This window comes from Rhizobium sp. Root708 (assembly GCF_001429725.1).
Taxonomy (GTDB): Bacteria; Pseudomonadota; Alphaproteobacteria; order Rhizobiales; family Rhizobiaceae; genus Rhizobium.
The window spans coordinates 140,483-165,325 of sequence record NZ_LMHV01000002.1; the positions used below are offsets into that span (position 1 = coordinate 140,483).

General features: G+C 59.6%; 18 protein-coding genes and 2 pseudogenes. 8 read left to right on the forward strand and 12 right to left on the reverse strand.

What is annotated here, in order from left to right; genetic code table 11:
• Positions 1 to 29: 29 nt before the first annotated feature.
• The 4 genes from ASE04_RS02890 to ASE04_RS02905 all read right to left on the reverse strand — a co-directional run bounded on the left by ASE04_RS02890 (position 30) and on the right by ASE04_RS02905 (position 3,971).
• Entirely contained in the window at positions 30 to 854 is an 825-nt protein-coding gene (locus ASE04_RS02890) for an ABC transporter permease (protein ID WP_056811685.1), read from the reverse strand.
• Complete coding sequence (locus ASE04_RS02895; RefSeq protein WP_056811689.1) at positions 854 to 1,732, reverse strand: ABC transporter permease; 879 nt, start codon at positions 1,730 to 1,732, stop codon at positions 854 to 856. The genes ASE04_RS02890 and ASE04_RS02895 overlap by 1 nt, the downstream gene beginning before the upstream one ends.
• Before the next feature lie 11 nt (positions 1,733 to 1,743).
• Positions 1,744 to 2,889 carry an extracellular solute-binding protein gene (locus tag ASE04_RS02900; protein ID WP_056811692.1) on the reverse strand — a complete coding sequence of 382 codons (1,146 nt, stop codon included), beginning with the start codon at positions 2,887 to 2,889 and terminating at the stop codon, positions 1,744 to 1,746.
• Between the two features lie 119 nt (positions 2,890 to 3,008).
• Positions 3,009 to 3,971, reverse strand: coding sequence for a sensor domain-containing diguanylate cyclase (locus ASE04_RS02905; protein WP_082597232.1), 963 nt, complete (start codon positions 3,969 to 3,971; stop codon positions 3,009 to 3,011).
• Between the two features lie 1,017 nt (positions 3,972 to 4,988).
• Here ASE04_RS02905 and ASE04_RS02915 point away from each other — a divergent pair.
• A complete protein-coding gene (locus tag ASE04_RS02915; RefSeq protein WP_056811862.1) occupies positions 4,989 to 6,287 on the forward strand; it encodes an alpha/beta fold hydrolase in 1,299 nt (432 codons plus the stop codon).
• 72 nt (positions 6,288 to 6,359) lie between these two features.
• Here the strand turns inward: ASE04_RS02915 and ASE04_RS02920 are convergent, their stop codons facing one another.
• The 5 genes from ASE04_RS02920 to ASE04_RS02940 form a co-directional block, all read right to left on the reverse strand.
• Positions 6,360 to 7,457, reverse strand: a complete 1,098-nt coding sequence (locus ASE04_RS02920) for an ABC transporter ATP-binding protein (protein ID WP_056811698.1) — start codon at positions 7,455 to 7,457, stop codon at positions 6,360 to 6,362.
• Between the two features lie 9 nt (positions 7,458 to 7,466).
• Positions 7,467 to 9,395 (reverse strand): glycoside hydrolase family 127 protein, encoded by a 1,929-nt coding sequence (locus ASE04_RS02925; protein ID WP_156408691.1) that lies wholly within the window; start codon positions 9,393 to 9,395, stop codon positions 7,467 to 7,469.
• Between the two features lie 29 nt (positions 9,396 to 9,424).
• On the reverse strand, positions 9,425 to 10,294 hold the full coding sequence (locus ASE04_RS02930) for a carbohydrate ABC transporter permease (RefSeq protein ID WP_056811704.1): 870 nt from the start codon (positions 10,292 to 10,294) through the stop codon (positions 9,425 to 9,427).
• Positions 10,294 to 11,220: a carbohydrate ABC transporter permease gene (locus tag ASE04_RS02935; protein WP_443216838.1), complete on the reverse strand. Its 927-nt coding sequence runs from the start codon at positions 11,218 to 11,220 to the stop codon at positions 10,294 to 10,296. The genes ASE04_RS02930 and ASE04_RS02935 overlap by 1 nt, the downstream gene beginning before the upstream one ends.
• Positions 11,221 to 11,293: 73 nt before the next feature.
• Complete coding sequence (locus ASE04_RS02940) at positions 11,294 to 12,538, reverse strand: ABC transporter substrate-binding protein (protein ID WP_056811707.1); 1,245 nt, start codon at positions 12,536 to 12,538, stop codon at positions 11,294 to 11,296.
• A gap of 180 nt (positions 12,539 to 12,718) precedes the next feature.
• On the opposite strand from ASE04_RS02940, the gene ASE04_RS02945 reads away from it, so the two are divergent.
• The 5 genes from ASE04_RS02945 to ASE04_RS02965 all read left to right on the forward strand — a co-directional run bounded on the left by ASE04_RS02945 (position 12,719) and on the right by ASE04_RS02965 (position 21,106).
• Positions 12,719 to 13,714, forward strand: a complete 996-nt coding sequence (locus ASE04_RS02945) for a LacI family DNA-binding transcriptional regulator (protein WP_056811710.1) — start codon at positions 12,719 to 12,721, stop codon at positions 13,712 to 13,714.
• A gap of 264 nt (positions 13,715 to 13,978) precedes the next feature.
• Positions 13,979 to 15,004 carry a hypothetical protein gene (locus ASE04_RS02950; RefSeq protein WP_056811712.1) on the forward strand — a complete coding sequence of 342 codons (1,026 nt, stop codon included), beginning with the start codon at positions 13,979 to 13,981 and terminating at the stop codon, positions 15,002 to 15,004.
• Between the two features lie 267 nt (positions 15,005 to 15,271).
• Positions 15,272 to 15,859, forward strand: a complete 588-nt coding sequence (locus ASE04_RS02955) for a nuclear transport factor 2 family protein (RefSeq protein ID WP_210172101.1) — start codon at positions 15,272 to 15,274, stop codon at positions 15,857 to 15,859.
• 14 nt (positions 15,860 to 15,873) lie between these two features.
• A complete protein-coding gene (locus ASE04_RS02960; protein WP_200960671.1) occupies positions 15,874 to 17,775 on the forward strand; it encodes a hypothetical protein in 1,902 nt (633 codons plus the stop codon).
• A gap of 169 nt (positions 17,776 to 17,944) precedes the next feature.
• Entirely contained in the window at positions 17,945 to 21,106 is a 3,162-nt protein-coding gene (locus ASE04_RS02965; RefSeq protein WP_056811717.1) for an ATP-binding protein, read from the forward strand.
• A 23-nt stretch (positions 21,107 to 21,129) separates the two neighbouring features.
• Here ASE04_RS02965 and ASE04_RS32010 read toward each other — a convergent pair.
• Positions 21,130 to 21,561, reverse strand: a pseudogene (locus tag ASE04_RS32010) (helix-turn-helix transcriptional regulator); the annotation flags it as partial.
• On the opposite strand from ASE04_RS32010, the pseudogene ASE04_RS29800 reads away from it, so the two are divergent.
• Positions 21,544 to 21,720 (forward strand): annotated as a pseudogene (locus tag ASE04_RS29800) (plastocyanin/azurin family copper-binding protein); the annotation flags it as partial. The pseudogenes ASE04_RS32010 and ASE04_RS29800 overlap by 18 nt on opposite strands.
• Before the next feature lie 66 nt (positions 21,721 to 21,786).
• On the opposite strand, the gene ASE04_RS02975 reads toward ASE04_RS29800, so the two are convergent.
• Positions 21,787 to 23,094, reverse strand: a complete 1,308-nt coding sequence (locus ASE04_RS02975; protein ID WP_056811722.1) for a DUF2254 domain-containing protein — start codon at positions 23,092 to 23,094, stop codon at positions 21,787 to 21,789.
• 174 nt (positions 23,095 to 23,268) lie between these two features.
• A complete protein-coding gene (locus tag ASE04_RS29805; protein WP_156408692.1) occupies positions 23,269 to 23,526 on the reverse strand; it encodes a hypothetical protein in 258 nt (85 codons plus the stop codon).
• A gap of 330 nt (positions 23,527 to 23,856) precedes the next feature.
• Here ASE04_RS29805 and ASE04_RS02980 point away from each other — a divergent pair, with 330 nt between their 5' ends.
• Positions 23,857 to 24,819 carry a C45 family autoproteolytic acyltransferase/hydolase gene (locus tag ASE04_RS02980; protein WP_056811726.1) on the forward strand — a complete coding sequence of 321 codons (963 nt, stop codon included), beginning with the start codon at positions 23,857 to 23,859 and terminating at the stop codon, positions 24,817 to 24,819.
• The last annotated feature ends 24 nt before the right edge of the window (positions 24,820 to 24,843 follow it).

The window sequence follows — 24,843 nt, forward strand, 5'->3', positions numbered from 1 at the left end:
CTTCCTGGCGTCATTCGCCGTAATGAACATCATGCTCCCAGCCCCTTCGCGAAGGTTCCGGTGCCGACCACTCTGCGAGCGAACATGAGTGCGATGAAAGACGGCACCCACAGCATGACGGAAAGCACCGCGCCGTACTGAACGACGATCTGGTTGTTGATGAACGTGACCATCAGGACCGGCATTGTGCGGATTTCAGGTGCTCCGATCAGCCACGCCCCTTCCGTTTCATAGAACGTGCCGACAAATGTCAGCAGCACGGCGGCCACGATCGTCGGTGCCGCCTGCGGCAATGTGATCGACCAGAAAACGCGCAACGGGGAAGCCCCCGCGTCGCGCGCCGCCTCCTCCATCCGCCGGTCGACGTTCTGGAAGGCCGCGACCGGAATCCAGATCATCAGCATCAGCGTACCGACCAGCTGAATGAGGACCACACCCCAAAACGTGCTGATCAGCCCGATCTGCAGGAAGATGCCGGCTATCGCGACCAGCAGGCCGAATTTCGGAAAGGCATGGGAGGCAAGGAACGACAGAAAGAGGACGTTCCTGCCCGGAAATTTCATGCGCGCAAAAGCATAGGCGGCCGGAAGGCAAATGACCGCAGAAAGAACGGTGACCGTCGTCGCGAGGCGCAGGCTGAGGAAGAGCGCATCCCAGACATCCTTCCGCGACAGCGTCAGCGACCAGTAGCGAAGTCCGAACTGCTGCGGGATAACGGCAGGGTAGCGCCAGACCTCGCTGAAGGCCCAGGTTCCGACGACGACAAGCGGCAGGGCGATGAAAAGCGTCAACAGCAATGCCAGCAGGACGCCGATCCAATCCGCCTCGGCGATGGCCACGTTCAGTGGCTTCATCATTTGCCTCCCCTGTTTCGAGCAATGGAGCGAACGTAGAAGATCCCGAATACGAGGCAGAAGCCGAAGGCAATGACCGCCTGCGTCAAGGCATTGACGGGATCGTTCATGTCGGAGAAGGTGCGCTGCATGAAGGGCCCCATCATTTCCGGCGAGGCCGGTCCGAGCAGGTAGGGCAAGGTGAATGACGAGAAGATGCCGAGGATCGCGAAGGACGTCGTCACCAGCAGGGAATTTCCCATGCGCGGCAGAATGATTGACAGGAAGACACGCAGCGGCGAAGCACCGACATCGCGCGCGGCCTCGATCGAGCTCTTCGGAATGCTCCCCAATCCGGCCGTTAGCATCAGGACGGTCAGCGGCAGGTTGTCCCAGACGAGGCCGATGACCGGTCCCCACGGTGTCAGATAAGGCGATGGCAGCTTCGGCAGACCAACAGCATTGAGCAGTACATCCACCGCACCGTTCGGCCCGATGGTGCGGATCAGCGCATAAGACAGGATGATCGACGGCACGAACATCGGGAAGATCGCCAGTCCCTGGACATAGGCCGACAGCGGGCCGCGCGAAAATCGCAGATACAGGGCGATCGGAAGACCGGTTGCCAGAAGCATGAGGCCGCAGATCAACGTCGTCCAGAGCGTGATCCAGAGATTGTTGCGGCTGTACTGGTCACTGAAGAAGAAGTGATAGGAGGCGAACGACAGCGCCGAAGTGCCGTCAGGCTGAGCGATAAAGACCGTGCTCGCCACCGCCGAGAAGATTGGATAGATGATCAGCCAGGCCAGCAGCAGAACAGGCAGGGCAACCAACGGAAGCCCCACCCAACCCTTGTTGCTCGCCGGCGCGGAATGCCGCGCCAGCAGCGGAAGTGTCATTGCCCTGCGCATCAGGTGCGGCTGATGCCCGGCGCGACGTTGCGGTACCAGCCGTCGTTGATCGTCGTTTCCCAATCGCCACCCGGGAAGGTCGGGATCGTGGCCGGGATGACGTCGGCATACTTCTGGCGCAGCTCATCGGAGATGTGATCCCACGAGATGCCAGGGAAGCCGCCGATTTCGGTGATGATGGCTTCCTGCATTTCCTGCGTCAGAAGGAATGCCGCGAGCGTCATCGCCGCATCCTTATTGGCGCCGTTCGAAAACACCGTCATGCGCGAGAAGCCGCCGCAGAGTGCCAGGTCGCCAAGCTGGACAAGACCCGTAGTCTCCGGAAGAACTCCCTGCGAGATCGCCTGCAAGACCTGGTCGGACCATACGGGCGTCATCGTCACGACACCCTGCGCGAGCAGCTGGATCGACTGCGTATTTCCAGCCGTATAGGCGCCCTTTTCGTAGAGCGACGGTGCGAGGTCGTTGAGCAGCGCCCAAGCCGGTGTCAGTGCCTGGTTGGCATAATCAGCCGTGAAGTTGTCGATCGTGAATTTCTTCGGGTCGCGACCGTTGGTTTCGTGAATAGCACGACGAACGAAGTTGCCGCCCGAGCCGCCCTTGTCCGGACGGTTGTAGATGAACTGGCCGGGATTGGCCTTGATCCAGGCCGTCAGCTGTTCCCAGGTTTTGGGCGCATCCTTCGGATCCAGCTTGGCCTTGTCGTAAGCCAGCAGAACCTGCGATCCGCGATAAGGAAACGAGTATTTGCTATCGACTGCCAGCGGATTGACGTGATCGAAGCCTTCGATGTTCTGCGCCGAGAACTCGACCCACAGGCCAGCTTGCGCACCAGCTGGCGGAAGGCGCGGATCGAAATGCTCGAAGATATCAGCCTGCGGATTTGTGTTGGTCTTCAATGCGGCCAAGGCACGGTCTGCAATCGCGCGCAAGCCGGTATTGTCGCCTGCATCGGTGATCTTCACCGCGAGATCCGGGTGGGCCTTTTCGAAGGCCGGACGGACGGTGTTGTTCCAAAAGTCAATGATGTTCGCGTCAGATCCGCTATAGAGATCGATCGTCGTTGTCGCCGCCGATGCGAGGCGCGGAAGCATCAGCATGCCGGCTGCGGCAGTGGTGGTGACGAGGAAATCGCGTCTGTTCATAACCTTCTCCATTGGCTCGGATGTAGAAGGCCGTGCTATCCCCCATGCGTAACAGACTCATGACAATGGGGTTATTTCAAAAAAGAATTGCACAGCTGTGCATTCGATTTCTTGCGGTGCTACGCGGCACTCAGGGAGTTCGATTGAGGGCGAAACAGGACGAAGCGGTTCCGCCCTTGCGTCTTCGCCTCGTACATGGCCTTGTCCGCCTCCTCGTAGAGGACGCCGGAACTGATCCCCGGCAGGCTGTGGGCGACGCCGATCGATGCGCCAATGCATGCCCCCTCGCCCAATTGCCAATTGAGAGCGCCGACGATCCTGCTGGCGATGTGCTCGATGTGTTTCGCGGCGCTACCGCTGTAGATCACCGCGAACTCGTCGCCTCCGATCCTGGCCACGAGATCCGCGCCTTCCGCTGCACTGCTGAGGCGAGCCGCCGCATCGATCAGGCACAGGTCGCCCTGCTTGTGGCCGAGCGTGTCGTTGACGTTCTTGAAGCCGTCCAGATCCACCAGCAGGAGAGCGGTGTCGGATCCCAAGTCGCACAACTGGTCAAGCCGCTCATGGAACTTGAACCTGTTATGCAGTCCGGTCAGGTGGTCGAATTCGGCCCTGCGACGAATCTCGCGCATCATGATCATCTCTGCGGTGACGTCCTGCTTGAGGCCGAAGATGCGCACCGGCACACCGTTTTCACATTCGACGGAGGCCGTGATCCTGACCCAGCGGCGGTTACCTTTATGGGTGACGATCTCAGCATCGAGCGAGAAGCCGCCGCGCTGCTCGATCGCGGCGGAACGGAGCCGATGAAGCTCGCTCATAGTTTCAGGCGAATAAAGCGCCACGATCTCGTCGCGCACCAATGGCGTGTTCGGCGGCAGGTCGAAGATATCGTAGACCATGTCGGTCCAATAAAGCTTCTCGTCCGCGAGCGCGCATTCCCAGACACCGATCCTCGCCGCCCGTGAGCAGTGATCGAACACCTTTTGCAGATGTTTGACGTCCCCGGAACGGCCCATGGCGCCAAGGTCGGAAGGAGCGCCGCGGCGCGTTAATTTTTCTATCAGGGACGACAGCACCATCATGTTCCTCCATCCCGACATCTGATCGTCGCGAGAGTGGCACGATTTCATTGACGCGAGGTTTACTGCGCAGCGACGCGAACCAGATTCATTGCGCCTGTCGCACGTGCTTGTCGAAAGGGTTTGGCCTCTTGGACGACACACCCGATGAACGCAAGGAGCACATTAGCATCACCCGAATTACCGATGGGATTACACGCCGGCTGCGTGTTATTGTAAGTGCATGCCGGGGTGGCGCCGTGGCGTCAACATCACAACCAACCTGGCCGGCCCGCCGCGTAGACGTCCGCGACGGGCCTTAAGCGTGTTGTTCATCAGGCAGTGGGGGGATGTGATGCCGACGGTTTCCGTATTGCTTGCTCTATGTGCTTTTTTCACAAGCTGCCTGTCGGCCCATTGCGGATGGGAAGCGCTTCGCGAAGGCGCCGGTCCGCGATGGTCGGACGGAGTAGTGTCGTTTGAGCCCGCGGATCCTGTTCTGGCCCAAGCCGGCTGGGTCGGTGCCACGTTGAGCCATAGCGAGCGGGCGTCGGAGCCGCGCAGGAAGGCCATTTTCTGGGCCGTGATTTGCGCCGTCCTGAGCCTGTCCAGCGTCCTGCTTGGCATAATCGGCATACTTACAGACGTCTGCTGATCCGTAGGCGTGCGAGAACTTATCGGCGATCGATGTCGGTCCTTTCGCTGAGCGTCGAGCGTCGCTCTGGAATGGATATGAGACGCTAAGGCGCTCATTTATCACCTCCACCATTACTTTTGAGATACGCCGCATCTATATGATATCTATAACGACTTTTGGTAAGAAAATGGTCCAATGTGCCGGTGGTCGCAGACGAATATCGGCTCCGCTCGAAGAAACCACATAAATCACTTCAGAATAATGCATTACCTCATTGAAACTACGTGTTTAAGTGGAAAGACGTTCTACGGACATTTTCCGACGCAGTACAATTCGGGGCTTGATCCCTGCGAGCGTCGGCTGTAGCCCGGTTGGGACACAACATTCTCCAGGATTTCATTATGCTCGTCAGCGAATACACGATCCCCGGCGTCCACGTCCGTGACCACCTCGTTGATGTGCCGCTCGATTGGAAGAAGGCGGATGGCGCGACAATCAAGGTTTTCGCGCGCGAGGTCTGCGATCCCGCTCGCAAGAAGGAAACGCTGCCCATACTGCTTTTCCTGCAGGGCGGCCCGGGCGGCAAGTCGCCGCGCCCGGTGGGCGGAGGTCCATCGTGGCTCGGGGAAGCGCTCAAGAATTACCGCGTCGTGCTGCTCGACCAGCGTGGCACCGGCAGAAGCACCCGCATCGAGAGCGCCACCATGGCGGCGTTTGCCGATGGAAATGCGGGAGCCCACTATCTCAGCCATTTCCGCGCCGATAGCATCGTTGCCGACTGCGAGCATCTCAGGAAGAGCGTATTTGGCGGCGTTCGTTGGGAGACGCTCGGCCAGAGCTACGGCGGCTTCCTGACCCTGACCTATCTGTCGCGGGCTCCCGAGGGGCTGGCAGCCTGCTATATTACGGGCGGTCTTGCAGGGTTCTCGGCAAAGGCAGACGAGGTCTACAGACGCACCTATCCGCGCGTCGCCGCCAAGAACCGGGAATACTACAAGCGATACCCAGACGATCGCGACCGCATCGGTCGGATCGCGGACAAGATCGCGTCCGAGGATGTCCGTCTTCCGGATGGCGACCGGTTGACGATCCGCAGATTGCAGACCGTCGGCATCGATTTCGGCATGGCGCCGGGATACGAAAATATCCACTGGCTGATCGATGAGGCTTTCTTCGACCACGAGGAAACACGCTTCTCCGACGCCTTCCTGGCGTCCGTCATGTCCCTCACCTCCTATGACGGCAATCCGATGTTCGCCGCCCTGCAGGAGAGCATCTATGGCCAGGGCGTGGGCGCGACCGCTTGGGCCGCCGAACGGGTACGGCCGGAATTTTCAGAGTTTGGCGAAGGAAGCCGACCGCTGCTCCTGACCGGCGAAATGATGTACCCGTGGATGTTTGAGGAAATCCGCTCGCTGCGGCCGTTCCGCGATGCGGTCGAGGCACTTGCACGCTACGACCAATTCGAACCGCTCTACGATCCCGCTCGGCTTGCATCGAGCGAAATCCCCGTGGCTGCCGCCGTCTACTTCGACGACATGTATGTCGATGCCGAACTATCGCTGGCAACAGCGAGGGATGTCGGCAATGTCCAAGCCTGGGTGACCAACGAGTTTGAGCATGACGGCGTTCGCCAGTCCTCGGCAGTCTTCTCCCGCCTCCGCCAGATGGTGCGCGAGCGTGGAGGCCCCCTGGACTAGAACCAAGCGTGCCCTGTTCTGGTCGGCAACGATGCCGGCCAGAACGCTTCTACTTGGTCATCCTTGACGCCCTCAGGATGACAGTGACCGGCCCCCGGCCGGATCGAAAAGGTGCATGCGGTTCATATTGAACGAAAGCGGCACGCGCGACCCCGGACGTGGCTCACTTTCAGGATCGACGTTCGCGCAGAGAATGACCGGCCCAATATTGAAGTAGATCATCGTTTCCGGCCCCAACGGTTCAACGAGATCGATATTCGCCTCTACCATTTCAAAACCGGGTTTCGGCGTCAGGCTCGATATCGATTCAGGCCGGATGCCGAATACGACGGGCTTGCCCGCATGCTGTTTATATTCTGCGGTCCGGGATGCGGGAACGGCTAGCCGGCTGCCATCGTCGAGAATGACAACCAATCCGTCTCCAACACTCTCAAGCCTCGCGTTCAGGAAGTTCATCGACGGCGAGCCGATGAAGCCCGCTACGAACTGACTGACCGGACGATGGTATAGCTCTTGCGGCGGCCCCGCCTGCTCGATGATGCCGCCGTTCATGACGACGACACGATCGGCCATCGTCATCGCCTCGACCTGGTCATGGGTAACATAAACAGTCGTGGTGGGCAGCAATTGGTGCAGGCGCTTGATCTCGGTACGCATCTGAACGCGCAGCTTGGCGTCAAGATTGGAAAGCGGTTCGTCGAACAGGAAGACCTTCGGGTTGCGTACGATGGCGCGCCCCATGGCGACACGCTGACGCTGCCCGCCCGAAAGCTGGCCCGGACGTCGCGACAAAAGTTCGGTGATATGCAGCGTCTCGGCGGCGCGGTTGATACGCTCGTCGATCTGCGCCTTAGGGAGCTTCTGCTGCTCCAGGCAGAACGAAATGTTCTCCCTGACGCTCATATGCGGATAGAGCGCATAATTCTGGAAAACCATGGCAATGTCGCGCTTGCCGGGCCCCAGCCGATTGACGACCTGATCGCCGATGACGATGTCGCCACCGGTGATATGTTCCAGGCCGGCGATCATGCGCAGCGTCGTAGACTTGCCGCAGCCCGACGGACCGACGAAGACGACAAACTCGTTATCCTCGATCGTGAGGTTGATGCCGCGTACGGCTTCGTAGATGCCGTAAGATTTGACTATATTGCGAAGTTCAAGGCGAGCCATCGTGTTCCCCTACTTCTCGTGCAGCCAGACGGCCATGGCGCCCGGCTCTCTGTTTGCCCAGAGGTGATACGGGATTGCCTTGAAGCGCGTTGGCTTGAGTGCCGGCGGCTGTGTGCGATAGAGCGTGTCCTGCCAATCGGACGCATCCGCTTCGAGCGCATCACCTTCAAGCACGGTCGCTCCGCCAAGAAGCGTCTCGTCGAAATTTGCGGCGATCTTGCCCTGCGTCGGCAACCTCAGCCGTTGTGGTTCGGTGCCGAGATCGGCCTCCTCCACGCAGAAAATCACCGGGCCGCGCCGAAGCGCAAAGCGGCCATTGTCTTCAGTCGCCGCAGGATGGGCGTAAAGGCGGTCGACCGGCATATCGAAGGCCAGCCTGACTGTATCGCCGTCTTTCCATTCCCGCTCGATCGCGGCGTAGCCCTTGGTGACATCGAGCTTGATGGTCTCGCCATTGACGAAGACACGCGCATCGCGGCACCAGCCTGGAATGCGAAGCCGCAACGTGAAGCGCTTTGCCTGATCAAGGCTAAGCGAGATGGCGACATCCCCATTCCAAGGGTACTGGCTTTTCTGCCGCAGGCGCAGGAAGGCGTTGCCGACGGAAAGTTCGGCCGTGTTCTCACCGTAGAGATGGATCGCCACCTCATCGGCCTTCGTGGAATAGAAATACTGGCCGAGCGACGTGATGAACCGAGCAATGTTGGTCGGGCAGCAAGGGCAGTAGTGCCACTTCCAGCGACGGTTCTGGCCATGGCTCTCCAAGACGTTCTCGTAGAAATAATGCTCGCCGTCGCGCGAAATTCCGGAAAGGGCGCCATTGTAGAGCACCGTCTCAAGCTTGTCGGTGAATTTGCTGTCGAGCTCGATCTGGGCCATGCGGTGGCTGAAGAAGCCGAGCGCGACAGCCGCACAGGTCTCGGCATAGGCGGTCTCGTTCGGCAGATCGTATTCGCGTGTGAAGCCTTCGTTGGACGCCGATGGGCCAAGGCCGCCGGTGACATAAAGCTGGCGCCCGACCAGATTGTCGAACAGCCGGTCACAGGCGCTCTTCAGGCTCTCATCGTCGTTCTCGACAGCGAGATCCGCCATGGCGGAGAACAGGTACATCGCGCGAACGGCATGACCGACAACCTGGGTCTGTTCGCGCACCGGCATGTGAGCCTGGCTGTAGGCGTAAGTCTGGAACACGTAGCTTGCGGGATCCTCGCCACGCTTGCGCGCTTCCTCGTCGTAATAGGAAGGCATCTGGCCGCGCTCATCGACAAAGTAGGTCGCCAGCTTCAGGTGGCGCGGATCCTTGGTCACGCGGTAGAGCTTGACGAGTGCCAGCTCTATCTCCTCGTGCGCGTCGTAGCCGCGAAGCTTGCCCGGCTCGCGACCGAACGTATCGATGATATGATCGACCGCACGGATCATCACGTCGAGAAAGCGGCGCTTTCCGGTCGCTTCGAAATAGGCGACGGCTCCTTCGAGGAGATGGCCCATTGAATACATCTCGTGAAGATCACGCAGGTTGGTCCAACGGTTCTCCGGCTCGCGGCGAATGAACCAGCTGTTCAGATAGCCATCAGCCATCTGGCCGTGCTCGAGCTTCTCGACGATCGCATCGATCTTCGCCTCGACATCAGGATTGGGATTGTTTTTCAGCGTGTAGCTGGCGGCTTCGATCCACTTGCCGAAATCGGAATCGAAGAAGTGCTGCATCGACAGGCCGCTCGGCTGGATCGGGCGCGCAAGCGGACCGGCCGGCTTGTCGAAGTCGAGAACTTCCAGGAAGCCTTCCTCGTCCAGCCGCATGTGCTGAGTGGTAATGGTGACATCGCGGACGGTTTCCGTCCAGCTTTTCCAGAAACCGCCGTCGAAGGTGACGCGAGCGTGGTCGGCCGGAACGTAGCGGTCGATCGGCAGCCGCTGTGCTTTCTGGGCATTAGACATGAAGACTCCTTGGGCGGACGGGCCGCTTCTCATTTCACGGCGCCGGCCGTCAGGCCGCGCACATAGTAGCGTTGCAGAAGAAGGAAGAGGATGATGCAGGGGATCATGGTGACCGCGATGCCGGCCTGCAGCGCGCCCCAATCGATGATGCCGTAGAGGCCCGACGACACGTTCACCAGCATGATCGGCAGAGTGAACTTGTTCTGATCCGACAGGAAGATGAGTGCGGCCAGGAACTCGTTCCACGAATTCAGGAAGGCGAACATCGCCACCGTCGCGACGCCAGGCAAGGCGATCGGCAACATGATGCGCCGCAGGATCGTCGCCTGCGAGGCACCGTCGATGCGCGCCGCTTCGATCAGCGCCTTGGGAACGGCATCAAAGGCGTTGCGCATCATGAACACCGAAAACGGCAGCTGGAACGTAACGTAGATCAGAACGAGGCCGAACAGGCTGTTTTGCAGGCTGAGCATCTTCAGGATCAGGAACAGCGGCGTCAGGATAGACTGAAACGGGATCATCATCGTCGCCATGATCAGGACAAACAGCATCGACTGACCGGGGAACTTGAACTTGGAGAAGCCATAGCCGGCGGGAACCGAGACGGTGATTGTCAGCAGCACCGTCCCGACCGCGATCAGCACGGAATTGCCCGCATAAACGTACCATCCGGCACCGACATTCTCGAGGCGGCGGTAGTTTTCCAGCGAGAAGGTCTTCGAGAACAACGCGGCCGGATTGGCGAGCGCTTCCGCGGCTGGCTTGAACGAATTCGCCAGCGACCAGACGATCGGCATGATGAAGAAGATCGCAAGCAGGATCGAAGCGAGCAGGAAGAACAGATAGCCGGCCTGACCACCGCGCGTATTGCTGCTCGAAGTGGATTGGGTGGAGGTCATCAGCCTTCCTCCGCGCGTTCGCGCAACAGCACGAATTGAATGGCACTAATGGCAACCAGGACGATCAGCAGCGCAAAGGAGAGCGCAGAGCCGTAACCGAGCCGGTAGGATGAGAAGGATGCGAGATAGATCGAGAACACAGCCGAGATCGTGCTGTTTTCGGGGCCGCCTTGCGTGATGATGAAGAACTGATCGAAGGCGAGCATCGACGAGGTGACGTTGAGGACCAGGGCCAGCACAAGCGAATTGCGCATCAGCGGCAGCGTGATCCGGCGAAAGCGGCTGAAGACGCTGGCGCCGTCGATCTTGGCAGCCTCGATCACATCGTTGGAAATACCCTGTAGACCGGTCAGCAGAATGACCATGGTGAAGCCGGCGGTCTTCCAGACGACCATCAGGATGATCACGGCAAGCGCCGGCCAGAAGCTTTCAAGCGGCCGGGGTGCTGCGCTGATAAGGCCGATGCCGCGCAACACCTGGGCAAAAACGCCGCTATCGGGGTTGAGCAACCACATCCAGAGTGTCGATGCCGCGCCGAAGCCAATGACAACGGGCATGAAGAAGATCGTACGGAAGAAGCCGGCAGATCGCAGCGGGCGATCGACAAGCAGCGCCAACGGAAAGGCCACAGCAAAGATCGCGACGGTTACGAGCACCGTGTAGAGCATGGTGAAGCCCAGCGAGTGCCAGAGCTGCATATCGCCAAGCAACTCACCGTAATTGGCAAGGCCGATGAATTTCTTCCGCCCAAGCAGGGGCCAGTTGTAGAAGCTCATCCATATCGTCATGGCGAGCGGAACCAGAAACAGAACCAGGATAAGCAGGAAGCCAGGCAGGATAAATGCCAATCCAAGCCAGCCCTGTGGCTCCGGCTCCCCGGAGATCGGCTGTTTCATATCCTTTGTCGGTGTGTCGACCACAATCATTCCTCGAAGAACTCGAAAATGCACATCAGCAACTGGAGAAGTGCGGGGCGAAAGGCCGCCCCGCGCTCAGCCGTTACGGGTTGGTGCGGTCGAGGATCTTGGTGAAGTCGGCCTGCGCCTTCTTGATCGATCCATCCACGTCATCGCCGAAGATCGTGCCCTGGATCAGGTTGAGGAACGGACCGGTGCGGCTGACGAACAACTCATCCGACGAGAACGTGTAAGGCGTGCGGGCCTTCGCCAGGATGTCGTAGGCAATGAGGTTGCGCTGATCGAACTTCGCGTAGGCTTCCTTGGCGAGGTCGGTGCGCGACGGCATGCCGGATTCCTGCGTGATGTAGACCTGCTGTTCCGGCTCCATGTAGAACTTCACGAAGTCGAGGGCGACCTTCTTCTTTTCCTCGCTGACGCCCTTGATGAGCGCCAGCGTATCGCCGCCGGCAAAGCTCGACGCGCCGCCCTTCGGGCCGGGGATCGGAGCAACCGCGAACTTCACATCCGGATACTTGCTGGTGAGCAAGTTGACGATATACGAGCCGGTCATGAGGATGCCGACCTTGCCCGATGCGAAGGCTTCGACCGCGTTGTTGCCATTGCCCGAACGCGAGGTCGGATGGATGGCGCCGGACTTCCACATGTCGCGATAAGCCGCGACGGTGTCGCGCAGCGCCGGCGTATCGACGGTCGCTGTGCGGCCGTCATCACTCAGCACATCGGCGCTGGCGGCCCAGAGATGCGGTAGGAAGTCGTAGATCAGCCAGCTGCCGGAATTGGCGACGAAATAGAAGCCGTAGGTTTCCTTGTCGAGTGCGTGAATCTTCTTTGCATCGGCAGCAATCTCCTCGAGGGAGGCCGGCGCCTTGTCCGGGTCGAGACCCGCCTTCTTGAAGAGGTCCGTGTTGTAGGCAATGACCGAAGCGTCGGGCAATGCGGGGACGCCGTACACCTTGCCATCATAAGTGGCCAGACGAATATGCGAGGGGCTGAGCGCGGCAGCGTAAGGAAGACCCTTTACGAAGTCGCTGATGTCTTCAAGGCTGTCGTTCGCGGCAAAGGTCGGGAGGTAGATGAGGTCGAGAACCGCGCCATCGGGCGCTGCGCCGCCGGCGATCGCGGCACCAAGTTTCGGCACCATCTGTTCAGCCGTGATCTGGGTGACATTGACCTTGTCGGAATGGGCGGCGTTATATTTTTCAGCAAGCCCCTGGAGCACTGCCCCCGATGACGTACGCACCCATAGCGTGATTTCTTCAGCGCTCGCGAGAGAAGTGCTCGCCAACAGTGCAACAGCTGCAATCGTAGTTCTTAGACGGTACATGCGGGTTCCCCTTCTCTTATGCGAGGCTCCAGGACCTCAGGACGAACGCAACGTTAGATGAGAAAATATTACATGTCGACATGACCATAGCCCGATGCACACGACTTTCTGATAAAACCTTTTAGCTTCTATATTTTTTCTGTTAAAAGGTTTTAGCAGGCAAGCTAGGAGAGAGCGAGTTTGAACGATTCAGACCATGGACGCAGGACAATTCGCGACGTGGCAAAAGCCGCGGGTGTCAGCATTTCGACAGCTTCGAACGCGCTGAACGGGACGGGCCGGACGAACGCCGAGACGCGCGAAAAGGTCAAACGGATTGCCGATGAGCTTGGCTTCAGGCCAAACGCACTCGCGCGTGGGTTGCTGACAAAGCGCAGCCATGCGATCGGAATGCTGACAAACGATACCTATGGTCGATTGACGCTCCCGATGGCGGCAGGCGTGTCCGAAATCCTCGTCGACCATGGTGTCTCGCTCTTTCTCTGCGCGACCAACAATGATCCGCGGCTTGCCAAGCTTCATCTCGATGCCCTGCTGGACCGCCAGGTCGACGGGATCATCTTCACCGCTACGCGCATCGATCTTGAGCCGCCGCCCGAACTCGTGAAACTCCGGATTCCGGTTATCTACGCATTCGCGCAGGGACCTGCCGACAGCGTGAGCTTCCACCCTGATGACGCCCAGGGTGCGCGCATCGCCGTGCAGCATCTCCAGACCCTCGGCAGGTCACGCATCATGCATATCACCGGCGAGCAGAACTATCTCGCAGCCCGCATCCGTGCGGATGCCTACAGGGAGCTTGTGGGATCTTCCGGACAGGTGATGTTCGGCGACTGGTCCGAGGAATGGGGACACTCCGCAATCGATGAGGTCTATTCCAAATCGGGCCCGAAACCCGATGCAATCTTCTGTGGCAGCGACGAGATTGCGCGCGGCGTGATCGACGCGCTTCGTGATCGGGGGATCTCGATCCCCAACGACGTCGCAGTCATCGGGTTCGACAACTGGGAGGTCGTGTCCAAGCAGACGCGTCCCCCACTGACGACGATCGACATGGAACTCAAGGAGCTCGGGCACCGCGCGGGCTTGGCGATCCTCGGCCTTTCCCGCGGGGAAAAGCTCGAGCCGGGCGTCGAACGGTTGCCATGCGGCATTGTCGTCCGAGGTTCCGCCTGAGATTGAGCACGCCGTCAAAAGACATGTGGACAGCCCAAGGATGTCGTCCTAAAATATGCGCGTAAAAGGGGCCATCCAACCTTGCGGTTGTTGATGCCATGAAGGCCCCTCAGACGCCGCGGCGACAGACCGCCGCTCAGCATCGGTACAGGAAGTTCGAAGTCTCCAAGTTCCTCGGCGGTTCACCGCCGTTTGATGCGCATGACTTTAAAGCTCTGAGAATGAAGATCATTGTCTTTAAAACGGTCGTAGAGGGAGGCGCTTATGCCAGGTACAATTACCGTTTGGGAAAAAGACCCCGCCCTGGTCGGCAGGTTCACCACCGCGCCGATACCTGATGTCGCAAAACTGCCGTTGGCCTTCAATTTTCCCGCCGCTCGCCCCTATAGCAGCGACAAGACCACCGAGGATTTCCGCTATTGGAACGCCGCATCGACACTACGCAGAGCCGCCGACTTCTGGGCGGCGAGCAGCACTCCGCCCGCGGAGTGGAACGGGATGGCGGTTCTCGATGTGTATCTCGACCGCGATGTGGCGCTGCAATCCAAGTATGACGGACAGTCGCTCAGCTTCTATCACGGCTCGCCTGTTGGACATCCGGAAGTGGTTGTCTACTCCGGGGCAAGCCCCGACCTGCTCTGCCACGAACTCGGTCACGCCATACTGGATGCGCTCCGCCCGGATCTGTTTGACCGAGGCTTTCTGGAAACGGACGCGTTTCACGAATCGTTCGGAGACATGAGCGCCATACTCTGCGCGATGCAGCTTCCCACATTCTGCGCTGCCGTGCTTCAGGAAACCGCCGGTCGGAATTTCTGGAGCGATTCCAGCCTCTCGCGTGTCGCGCAACAGTTTGGCGCCGCTCTACGCATGGAGGACCCGAAGCAGGCCGATGTCGCTTGCCTTCGCAACGCTTGGAACAACCACCTCTACAAGGATCCGGCTGGTCTGAACAATACCGGCTCGGCAACCGAGGTCGCTGCAAATCCGCATTCCTTCTCCCGGGTCTTCACCGGCGCCTTCTTCGAAATTCTTGCCGGCATGCTGGCGATCAGGGTCGGGAACAAGGCAGCCAAGCCCGAAGACTTGCAGCAGGTCAGCTGTGACATGCGCGACATCCTCGTCGACGCGCTTGGCGATGCCCCGTTCGGCGAGCACTTCTATGAAACGGTCGCGGCGGCGATGGTCAGAGCTAGTCTTGGCCCAGGCTCCGGTCGCGGCCCGGCAGTGCAGACACTGTTCCAGAACGTGTTCGTGCGCCGGAAGATCATTGCGCCCGCGATCGTCTGACAAGGCGTTCGTCGGCGTGCCCGCCGATGTCGAGAGAGGTTCGCAATCTCGGAATTGTCACGACCAGACAATAAGCGTAGCCTAATATAAGCGATATACCTTGTGGGTTGGGGGCTTTCCTCGAACTCGGTCGCCGGCAGTGTTCAGCAGGTGATGGCGATCACAACGCCCGGCCAATTGTCTAGTGAACGACGTTCCATATCAGCTTCGCAGACCTTCGCGTTCAAACATGTCATTCTTAACTGATGGGGGCAGAGCATGGCATCCATGAGAAAAAGGCATTCCGTTCGCTCGCAGCTGGCCGCATTGGCGTTGGCGGCAACCGCAGGGCTCTCTCTCGCGAGCTCAGCCGAAGCGCAAACAACGCAGTGCACCTTCATGCTTCGACCGGATTATCTCCGCACGGTTCAAAATCCCGCGCTTTCCGACCGGCAGGAAATCATGGACCTCCTGCATCGCTACAACTGGGCGCTCGATGACTCCAGCGATCAGGGTGTCGAGAACATGCTGCTGGATGGCGCCACCTACGAAACCTGTGCAGGGCGCAATCAGCTGGAAAAGAAGACCGGCAAGGCTCAGGTGATCGAGTATCTCAAGCAGATCAACTCTCTGATGGGAGATCGTGGTCGAAGGCGCCATATCGAAAGCAATACGCTCCTCAATCTGGTCGACAAAGACACGGTGGAAGGGAAGTCCACCATCGTCGTGACCATCCAGTTCGCCGAGATCGAGACACCTGTTCTCGACTACACGGCGACGATGATAACGACGTTCAAGAGAGACGCGGGCACTTGGAAATTCGCGATGGTCCTGGTCCTTCCGGACGGGCCGAAAGTCGCGCTCAGGGCTCGCTGAGCAAAATGCCGCCGATGCGGCCTCTCGCTTTCGGATTGCTCGTCTGCTCAACCGCATTGGTGACGGGTTCTGCGTGGATTGCCGTCGATCCCGGCCATCGACTTGCGGCAGCAACGAGAGCCGGGTCGGTTCCGAGCCGCCTCCGCAACACGCCTGAAGTGGTCCGACCTGCGGCAGCAAGCAGTGCGGCCGTTTCCTTCGCCGAACTTGTAAACCGCTGGAACGGCGATGTCCTCTGGGCGCCGGCATCCGCTGGCACCGACATCATCACGCGATTTGGAGATGAGGTACGCGCCGTCTTTGGTCCCATTCCCGATATCGATTGCGGCGACAGCGCTGCAAAGATCATCCCTCTGGAGATCGACGGCAACATCGTCGACCTCAAACCGAATCCCGGTATCGCCGGAAGGCCGTTGCAATTCGAACATCGCGATGCCGCCGGCAGGGTCGTCAAATGGAGTACGCAGATCGCCCGCTGCGACAAGCCCTCGCTTGCCGGCAACGTCACTTATTGCGGCATGAATTCCCGCGTTAGCCGCGAGGTCATCGGGAACGTCGAATGGACCGCGCTCTGCCGAAAATCCAGCCCGCATCAGGAGATCGATCCCGAACCGTACTGGCAAAGGGATAATCCGACTTTCGCGCGTTTGGGCGTGATCGGCTTCAACAGACAAAGCGGAGAAATTGTCTTCTTCGACGGCAGCAAGGACCGATCTCACTTCGACTGGAGGCGAGCCTTCACTCCACCAGGCGGCCGATCGTATCATGATGAAAGCGGGCGGAGGGAAGCCGCAGGGCTCTATGACCCGACATTCCAGATCCAATGCTCAGCCTGTCACGACAACAAGAGCCCTTACGTGATCAGCCCGCACATGGGTCAGGCCCGTATCGGATATGAAGGCGGAGCAACCGGCGAGAGCGCTTCGGCGTTTAGCCTTGGGGACTACATTCCGAAGATGCCGCATGAGGAACGCCTGCCGTTTCGTGTCATCGGCTCGGCCTATACCACCGCCTACGCGACGGATCTTGCCCGAGCGCAAACCTTGCAGGACCCTTCCGGAACCTGCACCGAATGCCATACCTTGACCACGCAGGTTACCGGCCAGCGGCTTGCCGCGGACGCGGCGGGGCGAGACCCCGTCATCACCGCCCCATCCTGGTCCGACACCGTCAGCGTTCGAGCGGAACTGCGGAAACTCCGCGAGATCGATGCACACCGAACCGACTGGGCCCGCCGCTCCGGACAAGGCAAGATCCACCCCTGGATGGTTCCGCGGGATGGTGGCAAGGTTGGTGCCGGCGGGCATCAGATCGACGAAGACGACTGGCGACAATTGAGCAACTGCATCTGGGAAGCAGGCGGCGCCGAATGCAATTACCGCCCGCTCTACACCGCCTGCCCTCCTCCCGCCAAACCATCGGGTGGAGACGGCTCTCGACCGACGGACCTGCACATCGCCATACTTTCATCCACCGCCGATGACGGCGGCGCTGACCGCGTCCTTCGCCTGAACTGGCGCTACCTCAACGACTACGGGGGCATTCCGCAGCGCGACGACGTTCGGTTCAACATCGCGATCAGATCGGTCGCCATACCCCAATCTCGGAAGCCTCCTGAGGAAGAAGAGTATCCTGCGGTCGCCGAAGCAAGGGACGACGGCTTCGTTGCGATCGCCGGCAACGTTGGCAGCGCCGGCGGCCTGATGACCATCCGCAACCTTTCCTATGTCGGCCACCGGCGATTTACCGAGCCGGCACCCGCCACAACCCCACGCGAGTTCCGGGCTGACCTGCCAGCGATGTGCGGCCAACGCTACCTTGCGCGAATCCTGCCGAAGCGGTTCTGCTTCGACCAAACCGGCATTCAATATGCCGAACGTGGCGAACTCGTTTTCGCGGACGTTGAATGCAACTGACGCGTCAACTTGACCAACGTCCAACTGCACCACAAACCAAAACTCGCCCAGGTTGTGGCGGAAGATGTCTTTTGCCTTATGTTGCTTCTGGCCCGGCCGGAGAGATGCTATCCTCGTTTCCGATGCCTAAGGAGCGAGCGAGTGGGTCACCAGTTTGCCGGGAGCTTCGATGGAAGAAGTGAGGGAATGGCTGAAGGGTTTGGGGCTTGAGCACCTCGCTGGCGTTTTCGCGCTATCGCAGATCGACAGCGACAGCCTTCGCATGCTCTCGGAAGAAGATCTGCGCGAAATGGATCTTCCTCTTGGCCCGCGCAAGAAAATAGCAGCAGCGATAAGACTGCTAAATGCCGGGGAAGCCGCCAAAGCTTTTGCGACCTCGGCAGAGCGCCGCCAACTGACGATCCTTTTCTGCGACCTGGTCGACTCGACGGGATACGCAACCCGCATGGACCCGGAAGACTTCACCCAACTGACAAAGACCTATCTGGCGGAATGCACCGCGGCCGTACGAAAGCACAACGGCATCACCGCCAACTATGTCGGCGACGCTTTTCAGGCGCTGTTCGGTTATCCGATCGCGGAGGAAGATGACGCCGAACGCGCGCTCGAACTCGCTTTCGAGATCCTACAGCTGATCCCCGGGATCACGGTCTCAGGCGAGCCGCCGTTGCGTGTGCGGATCGGGATCGCCGGCGGCCTGGTTGTCGTTGGGGACTTTGTCGGCGCACCGGCCGGCGTTTCGACAGTGGCGCTGGGGTCGATCCCCAACCTCGCTCAACGCCTTCAGACGATCGCCGAACCGCAAACGATCCTGACGGATCAGCGGACTTACGACGCGACCGTCGGCGCCTTCGAGTTTTCTGATTTCGGTTCGCAGTCGCTGAAGGGTTTCCCCAATGATGTTCATGTCTGGCGGGCAGACAGGCCGAAGATGCTCGAAAATCGCTTCGCAAAGCGACGGGAGCTGACGGAGCTCGTCGGTCGTGAGCCGGAAATCGCGAGCCTGCTCGCTTTGTGGCGAGAGGTGCTCACACAGAAGCGCGGCCAGGCAGCTCTCATCGTCGGCGAACCGGGAATCGGAAAATCGCGACTGCTTTTCGAGGTCCAGCGCCGCATTCCGCGAGGTGCCTATCTAACACTTCAGTGCTCTAACACATATTCCAATAGCGCTCTTTTTCCCTTCCTGACACTGCTGAAGCGCTACGCCAGCATAAGCACAAGCGACACGCCGGACGTCGCAATGGCGAAGCTCAAAGCCGTTCTTGCGTTGAGCGATGTCCCGATTACAGAATCGCTGCCTGTGTTTTCCGATCTCCTGGCGATCGATCACTCTCATGAGCTGGTCGGCGCACGCTCGCCGGCGCAGCACCGCGACCTGTCGCATCGAATCCTGATCGACTGGCTACATCACCTCGCTCAGATCGAGCCAGTTCTTCTGTCGATCGAGGATGAGCAATGGATCGATCCCTCGTCGCGAGATCTGCTTGACGCGTTGATCGCGGAACCTGGACCTTTTCCCATCCTGTTCCTCGTGACCTCCCGTGAACCCTGGCAGCTCAACGCGCCTGCGCTCCACCAAATCGCGCTTGATCGCCTTTCCGAAGAGGATGCAGTTACGCTTCTGCAGAGCCTCGTTGCCGGACAGGATCTCGCAGACGAAACCGGCAGACTTCTGCTGGAAAAAAGCGAGGGCGTTCCGCTCTACCTGGAAGAACTGGGACGAGCCGCCCTGGAAAGTGGTCTCTCTTTCGAAGAGCCCACGCAAAGCCCCCACAAATCCGCGATCAACTTGCCAAGCTCCATCCAATCCTCGCTGCTGTCGCGGCTCGACAAGATCGGTCCTGGGAAGATGATCGCCCAAGTGGCGGCGGTCGTAGGTCGCGAGTTCGAGCTTCCCGTTGTCGCTCAGGTGTGCGGCCTCGCTCCGGCTGTTGTTGAGCCGGCGCTGCAGCGACTGGTGGAGGCCGGACTGGTTACCCGGCAGGCCACGACCGGCAAGGCAAACTACGCGTTCACGCATGCTCTCCTGCAGGAAGCAGCGCGGGAAACCCTTCTCAAGGAACGGTACCGCGAACTCCACGGCGAGGTGGCTCGCACCATCGAGAGCATCAATCCGAAGCTATCGAAAGAGCACCCAGAGGTGCTAGCTCAGCATTTCGCCGAAGCTGGTCTCTTCGAGAAGGCAGCGGAAAGATGGCTTGCCGCAGGCCTCAATACCGGCCGAACCTGGGCCAAGGTGGAAGCGGCAAACATGTTTGCCAATGGCCTTGCCTGTCTTGCGAGATGCCCAGCCTCTCTAAAACGAGACCGGATGGAGCTCAAGCTTGAGCTCGAACGCGGCGATGTCCTCTATGCCACCTTCGGCTTCGTGACATCGGAAGGCAGTGCGGCTTACCGCAACGTCATCCGCCTCAGCGAGAAGCTGGGTGATGTGGATGCGCCCATCCACGCGCTGGACGGCCTCTTTGGCACCGCACTCAACTCGGGACGTTTCGCCGATGCCGAATGGGCAGGCAACGAACTCCTGTTGATCGGCAACTCGCGCAGCAGCATCAAGGCGCTTGTGCTCGGTTTGCAATTCAGGGGTATGTGCCTCTTTTCGCAAGGGCACCTGGAACAAGCTCGGGATCACTTGGAGCGCGCCTTGCTGCACATGGACCGTACCAAGGAAATTGGCAGCGACTTCCCGAGCATGACGATGCTCTACCTCTCATGGACGCTGCAGTTGATGGGCGACGAAACCAGAGCAACCGAGCTGTACACCGCCGCGGAATTCGATGCGCGAGGGCACTCCGCCTACCGACTGGCTGCTTGCCTCGGCAACTGCTGCATCCTCTACGGTCTTCGCGACGATTTCGTTCCCCTTCAACATAAGGTCGATGAGCTCTCGAAGCTGTCAAGAGACAACGGCTTTCGCATGTGGGCAAACGTCGCCTCGTTCTTCCAGGGCTGGATCATGGAGCATGGCGAACACAAGCTCCTCGGTATCGAGAGGATGGAAGAGACCTACGCCAACCTCGGCGAACAGGAAATCGACAGGTCGTGCTACCTCGGCCTGCTCGCCGGAAGCTACCTGCGAACAGGCAACATCGAACGGGCAGCCGCAACGCTGGACGAAGCATTTGCGCTGGTGGAGCGGACCGGTGAAAACTACTTCACTGCCGAGCTTCTCAGACTGCGAGGCGAAGTCGAAGTTCGTCTCGGTCGGGAGAATGACGCGGAGGCGTCTTTTCGAGATGCGCTCGACTTCGCCCGGCGACAGGGCGCCGGAGCGTGGGAGCGGAAAGCGCTGCAGTCGCTCAAATCGTTGGCAGCGACGAGGCTGGCCTAAGCCTGCGGCGACAGATGGACCAATCAGCGCATCAACGGCGACTCAAGGCCGATCTGGGAGTTGATCCCAAGCTTGGAATAGATGTTTCTGACATGGGTTCTGACTGTCTCGTATCCGATGCGATCGGCGACGGCCACCTCCTTCGGAGAATTGCCGGATGCGATGCTGATTGCGATCCGGACTTCGGTGGGCGTGAGCTTGTAGGTTTGCATCAGGACCTCGCGGCGGTCCCTCAGCGGTGTTGCAACCATCGGCTCAACAATCACAGCAACGGTTGGTCCCTCGAGAAACTCGGTGAACGCATCCGACTGAAGGCGGACAAGCGTCATGCTATAGCTTTCGTCGTTGCTTCCCTTGACGATCGCCGTATGAGGCTCCGTTTGAAAGCCCTTTCTGGACGTCAGAAAATCCAGAACGTCCATCGACTTCTGGCATGACAATTCGACCTGCCCGGCGCCTATGTCGTCAGATGCACACCGCATGTTGGCATGGGTATGGTTGCGCTGATCCAGGTAGGCGATACCCCTTCCAACCTTGAGGCGATTAAAATTGCCAAGATGCCGAACCTGGTTCGCAAGCGCCTGGACGCCGACCTCGTACAAGTGACGCAGTAGTCATCCGGATTGCCGGTGGCGCGGCTTTGCGCCCCGCCTTTCGCTTCCATTGCAGGTCGCGCGAAATCACATCGTGATTGTCGGCGTGGGCTGGGCAACGGTAGTTTTCCCGCCACCCAAGCCCTGCGAATCGGCTATCCTGGCGAGCGCAAGGTCCTCCGGAAAATGATAGAGCTCGGTCAATCGCCGATCGAGCAGATCCATTTCGGTTCGGAGCGGAGGGCGCCGGAATTCGGGCAGCACCTGCAGGGCATATTCCAGCACGGCGCGCAGACGGCGTGCGATCTGAAAATTTTCAGCGCCGTAGAACCTGATCTCACTGAATGTCACCTTCACGAAATCCTCCCAATCCGGCGTACGACAGACGACGCGCAGTTCTCCGGACTCGTTCAGAAGTGCCTCTCCAACGAGGCTGCGTTTGCCGACGTAGCAAAGCAGGCGCTGCAATTGATCGATGGCGAGAACGGCAGTCGTCGGGTCGTTTATGGCCTTCGAGAGCGCCTTGATGGCGATATCCACGATGATCCGGAAGGCGAACGTCGCGTCCTGCTCGAGGGTTCGCTCCGGCCCGAAAGCGATCATCGTTCGCAAGGCGGATTCTTCCGGAACGCTAGCGCCATAAAGCCGAAAAAGAAGCTCGCCGGAGGCGACGAAGTCACCCACCCGTGGGACCAGTTCCACCACGGAGCCTGTCTTCTCAGCCAGGATGAACAAGGCCTTCGTATTGACGGCCACGATGATGGCTGGCCTTCCGCTATAGAGAATAGTCTTTGCCGGCCGCTCGCTTGGTCTCGGGTTGTGGGAGCAATCCACTTCGTCATCCGTCGCCATCGTAGGATAGACCTCTTCGATGACGGCCCGCCCTTCTTCGCTCACCCTCAGGACAATGCTCACCGGCCTGAGGAGGCGGGCCGCATAGTCGATCAGGTAAAGAAAGGCGGCGATGGACAGGAAGCCGAGGATGCCCGCGACACCGACGACCGCCTGATGGACGTCGGTCTCCAACCTCGCCAGCGCCCCTGTCGCGAACAACAGAGTGAAAATGAACAGACCGACGGTAAAGCGGATCGCATTGTCGCGTAGCAAGGTCGTCGCGATAATCCGGGGTGTGAGTTGGCCTCCAGCAATCTGGATCGCCACCAGTAGCGAGCCGAACGTAAACACGACGAACGTCAACGTCATCGTGATGATCGTCTCCAGCAACCTCTGAGAACCAGCGAGCCCCCAGGGCCACCGTTCGGTCCACATCAGCCACGGCTCGAGCAGATAGACCAGTCGAATTGCAAGGATGTAGAAAATGAGGGCTAGAAATGGCACGAGCCACAGCGACGACTTGATGTAGCTTCTCAAGCTATACAGTCGATTCCAGCCCATCGCGCTATCCCCAGAGTGCCCGAATGCGAGTCTTCTCTCGTTTTGTCTTGATCAGCCGCAGCGGGTGCTGGAGCAACCGTTGGCGGAATGGATATTCGCCCGCCAGTATGCCGTTTCCTGAGGCCGGACCACCGTTTTTCGCAGTCCGACACTCTTCAAGTCGCCCACGCGCAATCAGTACTTGAGATCGCGCGCCGTCTCACGACCACTTTGTTTTGTCTGCCGTTTGTCTTGCCGACACGCGGCATTGCTCTGCTGGTTGGCAGCGCGACAATCTTGCTTTGCATGACGCGAACCTTGCCGGGTCTCCTGCTTGACGTCGCGACCGGCACGCCGCTGTTGTGCTTGGTCAGTCGCCCATGATGCGGTGGGCAGATTTGCAACGAGCATCACGGCGAATGAAGCGGCAAGCAACGGTTTCAATCTGATCATTGCACGTCTCCTCTGGATGGCCTCCACTTCGGAAGCACACGATTTCGATGGGGCGAACAAGCCAGGACCGGGCACCGGCGCGCCTTCGTGACACGCGTCATTCGTCGAGGATTCCATTCGATGCATTCGCCCTTTTTGCCCCGATCGCTTGATCGGGACCGGAAGCTATTATGCATGATAGAGGCCCGCACAGGGCGTATATTACGGTATCGCACATCCGCCGAACGGCGACTGCCACCCGAGACAAGCCGAAGCAGTCCAACAGCTATTGGCCGTATCGCGGAACGCGACTTGCCACTCCGCCAAAGCCGTTCTTATACTGCCGCCGCTATGGAGAAGACCTTCGTCACTGCACGGGAAGATCGGCCTGGGGACGCATGGCTGTCCCGGTTCGTTGCCGGGCGAGCCGAAGCCGAGAAGTGGTATTTCGGGCAAGCCGCGTCGGCCACGCCGACCGCCAACGACTGTCGCACCGCCCTCCTGCAGCACATGCCCGAATTGATGCCATACTATGACAGCGCCTGCGCTCTGGTTGGAGATGACGAGGTGGCTCATCGGATGCTGAGCCACTACCGGCCCGCGCCTGAGCGTTTTGGCTGCAGTCAGGCGGTATGGCTCGGGCCGGAGGGTCCGGCATTGATCCGCAACTTCGACTATCCACCCGAGATCGTCTCCGAGCGATTTGAGATGTCGGCGTGGTCGAGCTTGAGAGTGATTTCCAAGGCGCAGAGACCATGGGGAGGTTGCGTCGATGGCATGAACGAGGAAGGATTGGCGGCAAGCGTCACGCTCGGTGGTGGACGCACGCAGGGCGTCGGTTTTTCGATCATCCTGGTGATCCGGTATATTCTCGAAACGTGTCGCCGCGTCGATCAGGCCGTCGCAGCGCTTTGCCGGATACCCGTTGCTCTTCCTCAGAACGTCACCGTGCTCGATCGTTCAGGCCACTACGCGACGTTGTTGCTCGGGCCTCGCCAGCGACCGATCATCTCGCGGTTGAAGGCCTGCACGAACCATCAGCGAACCAGCCGCCCCTCGTCATCTTCCATGACACGGCAGCTCGCAATCCAGCAGGCTCTTGAAGAGCCATGCATGTCGTTGTCGCGGCTGACCGACTTGTTCCTGCGACCGCCGCTATATTCCAGGAGCGGTTCTTACCCCACTCTCTACACGGCCATCTACCGGCCGGCGGAAGGCCGAGTGGACTATGTCTGGCCGGGCAAGCGTTGGTCGCACGGCTTCGACGACTTTCAGGAAGGTGGATACACGCACCGATTTGGGGAACCGGTTTGACGGAAAATTTGGACCGAAGCCGAC

What these genes read in the sequence shown, in the direction of transcription:
- ASE04_RS02950 (WP_056811712.1), top strand. Translation starts at nt 13,979, where the DNA reads ATGCCAGGTACAATTACCGTTTGGGAAAAAGACCCCGCCCTGGTCGGC.
- ASE04_RS02975 (WP_056811722.1), bottom strand. Translation starts at nt 23,094, where the DNA reads ATGGGCTGGAATCGACTGTATAGCTTGAGAAGCTACATCAAGTCGTCG.
- ASE04_RS02915 (WP_056811862.1), top strand. Translation starts at nt 4,989, where the DNA reads ATGCTCGTCAGCGAATACACGATCCCCGGCGTCCACGTCCGTGACCAC.
- ASE04_RS29805 (WP_156408692.1), bottom strand. Translation starts at nt 23,526, where the DNA reads ATGATCAGATTGAAACCGTTGCTTGCCGCTTCATTCGCCGTGATGCTC.
- ASE04_RS02940 (WP_056811707.1), bottom strand. Translation starts at nt 12,538, where the DNA reads ATGTACCGTCTAAGAACTACGATTGCAGCTGTTGCACTGTTGGCGAGC.
- ASE04_RS02960 (WP_200960671.1), top strand. Translation starts at nt 15,874, where the DNA reads ATGCGGCCTCTCGCTTTCGGATTGCTCGTCTGCTCAACCGCATTGGTG.
- ASE04_RS02905 (WP_082597232.1), bottom strand. Translation starts at nt 3,971, where the DNA reads ATGGTGCTGTCGTCCCTGATAGAAAAATTAACGCGCCGCGGCGCTCCT.
- ASE04_RS02930 (WP_056811704.1), bottom strand. Translation starts at nt 10,294, where the DNA reads ATGACCTCCACCCAATCCACTTCGAGCAGCAATACGCGCGGTGGTCAG.
- ASE04_RS02965 (WP_056811717.1), top strand. Translation starts at nt 17,945, where the DNA reads ATGGAAGAAGTGAGGGAATGGCTGAAGGGTTTGGGGCTTGAGCACCTC.
- ASE04_RS02925 (WP_156408691.1), bottom strand. Translation starts at nt 9,395, where the DNA reads ATGTCTAATGCCCAGAAAGCACAGCGGCTGCCGATCGACCGCTACGTT.
- ASE04_RS02955 (WP_210172101.1), top strand. Translation starts at nt 15,272, where the DNA reads ATGAGAAAAAGGCATTCCGTTCGCTCGCAGCTGGCCGCATTGGCGTTG.
- ASE04_RS02895 (WP_056811689.1), bottom strand. Translation starts at nt 1,732, where the DNA reads ATGACACTTCCGCTGCTGGCGCGGCATTCCGCGCCGGCGAGCAACAAG.
- ASE04_RS02890 (WP_056811685.1), bottom strand. Translation starts at nt 854, where the DNA reads ATGAAGCCACTGAACGTGGCCATCGCCGAGGCGGATTGGATCGGCGTC.
- ASE04_RS02980 (WP_056811726.1), top strand. Translation starts at nt 23,857, where the DNA reads ATGGAGAAGACCTTCGTCACTGCACGGGAAGATCGGCCTGGGGACGCA.
- ASE04_RS02935 (WP_443216838.1), bottom strand. Translation starts at nt 11,220, where the DNA reads ATGATTGTGGTCGACACACCGACAAAGGATATGAAACAGCCGATCTCC.
- ASE04_RS02920 (WP_056811698.1), bottom strand. Translation starts at nt 7,457, where the DNA reads ATGGCTCGCCTTGAACTTCGCAATATAGTCAAATCTTACGGCATCTAC.
- ASE04_RS02900 (WP_056811692.1), bottom strand. Translation starts at nt 2,889, where the DNA reads ATGAACAGACGCGATTTCCTCGTCACCACCACTGCCGCAGCCGGCATG.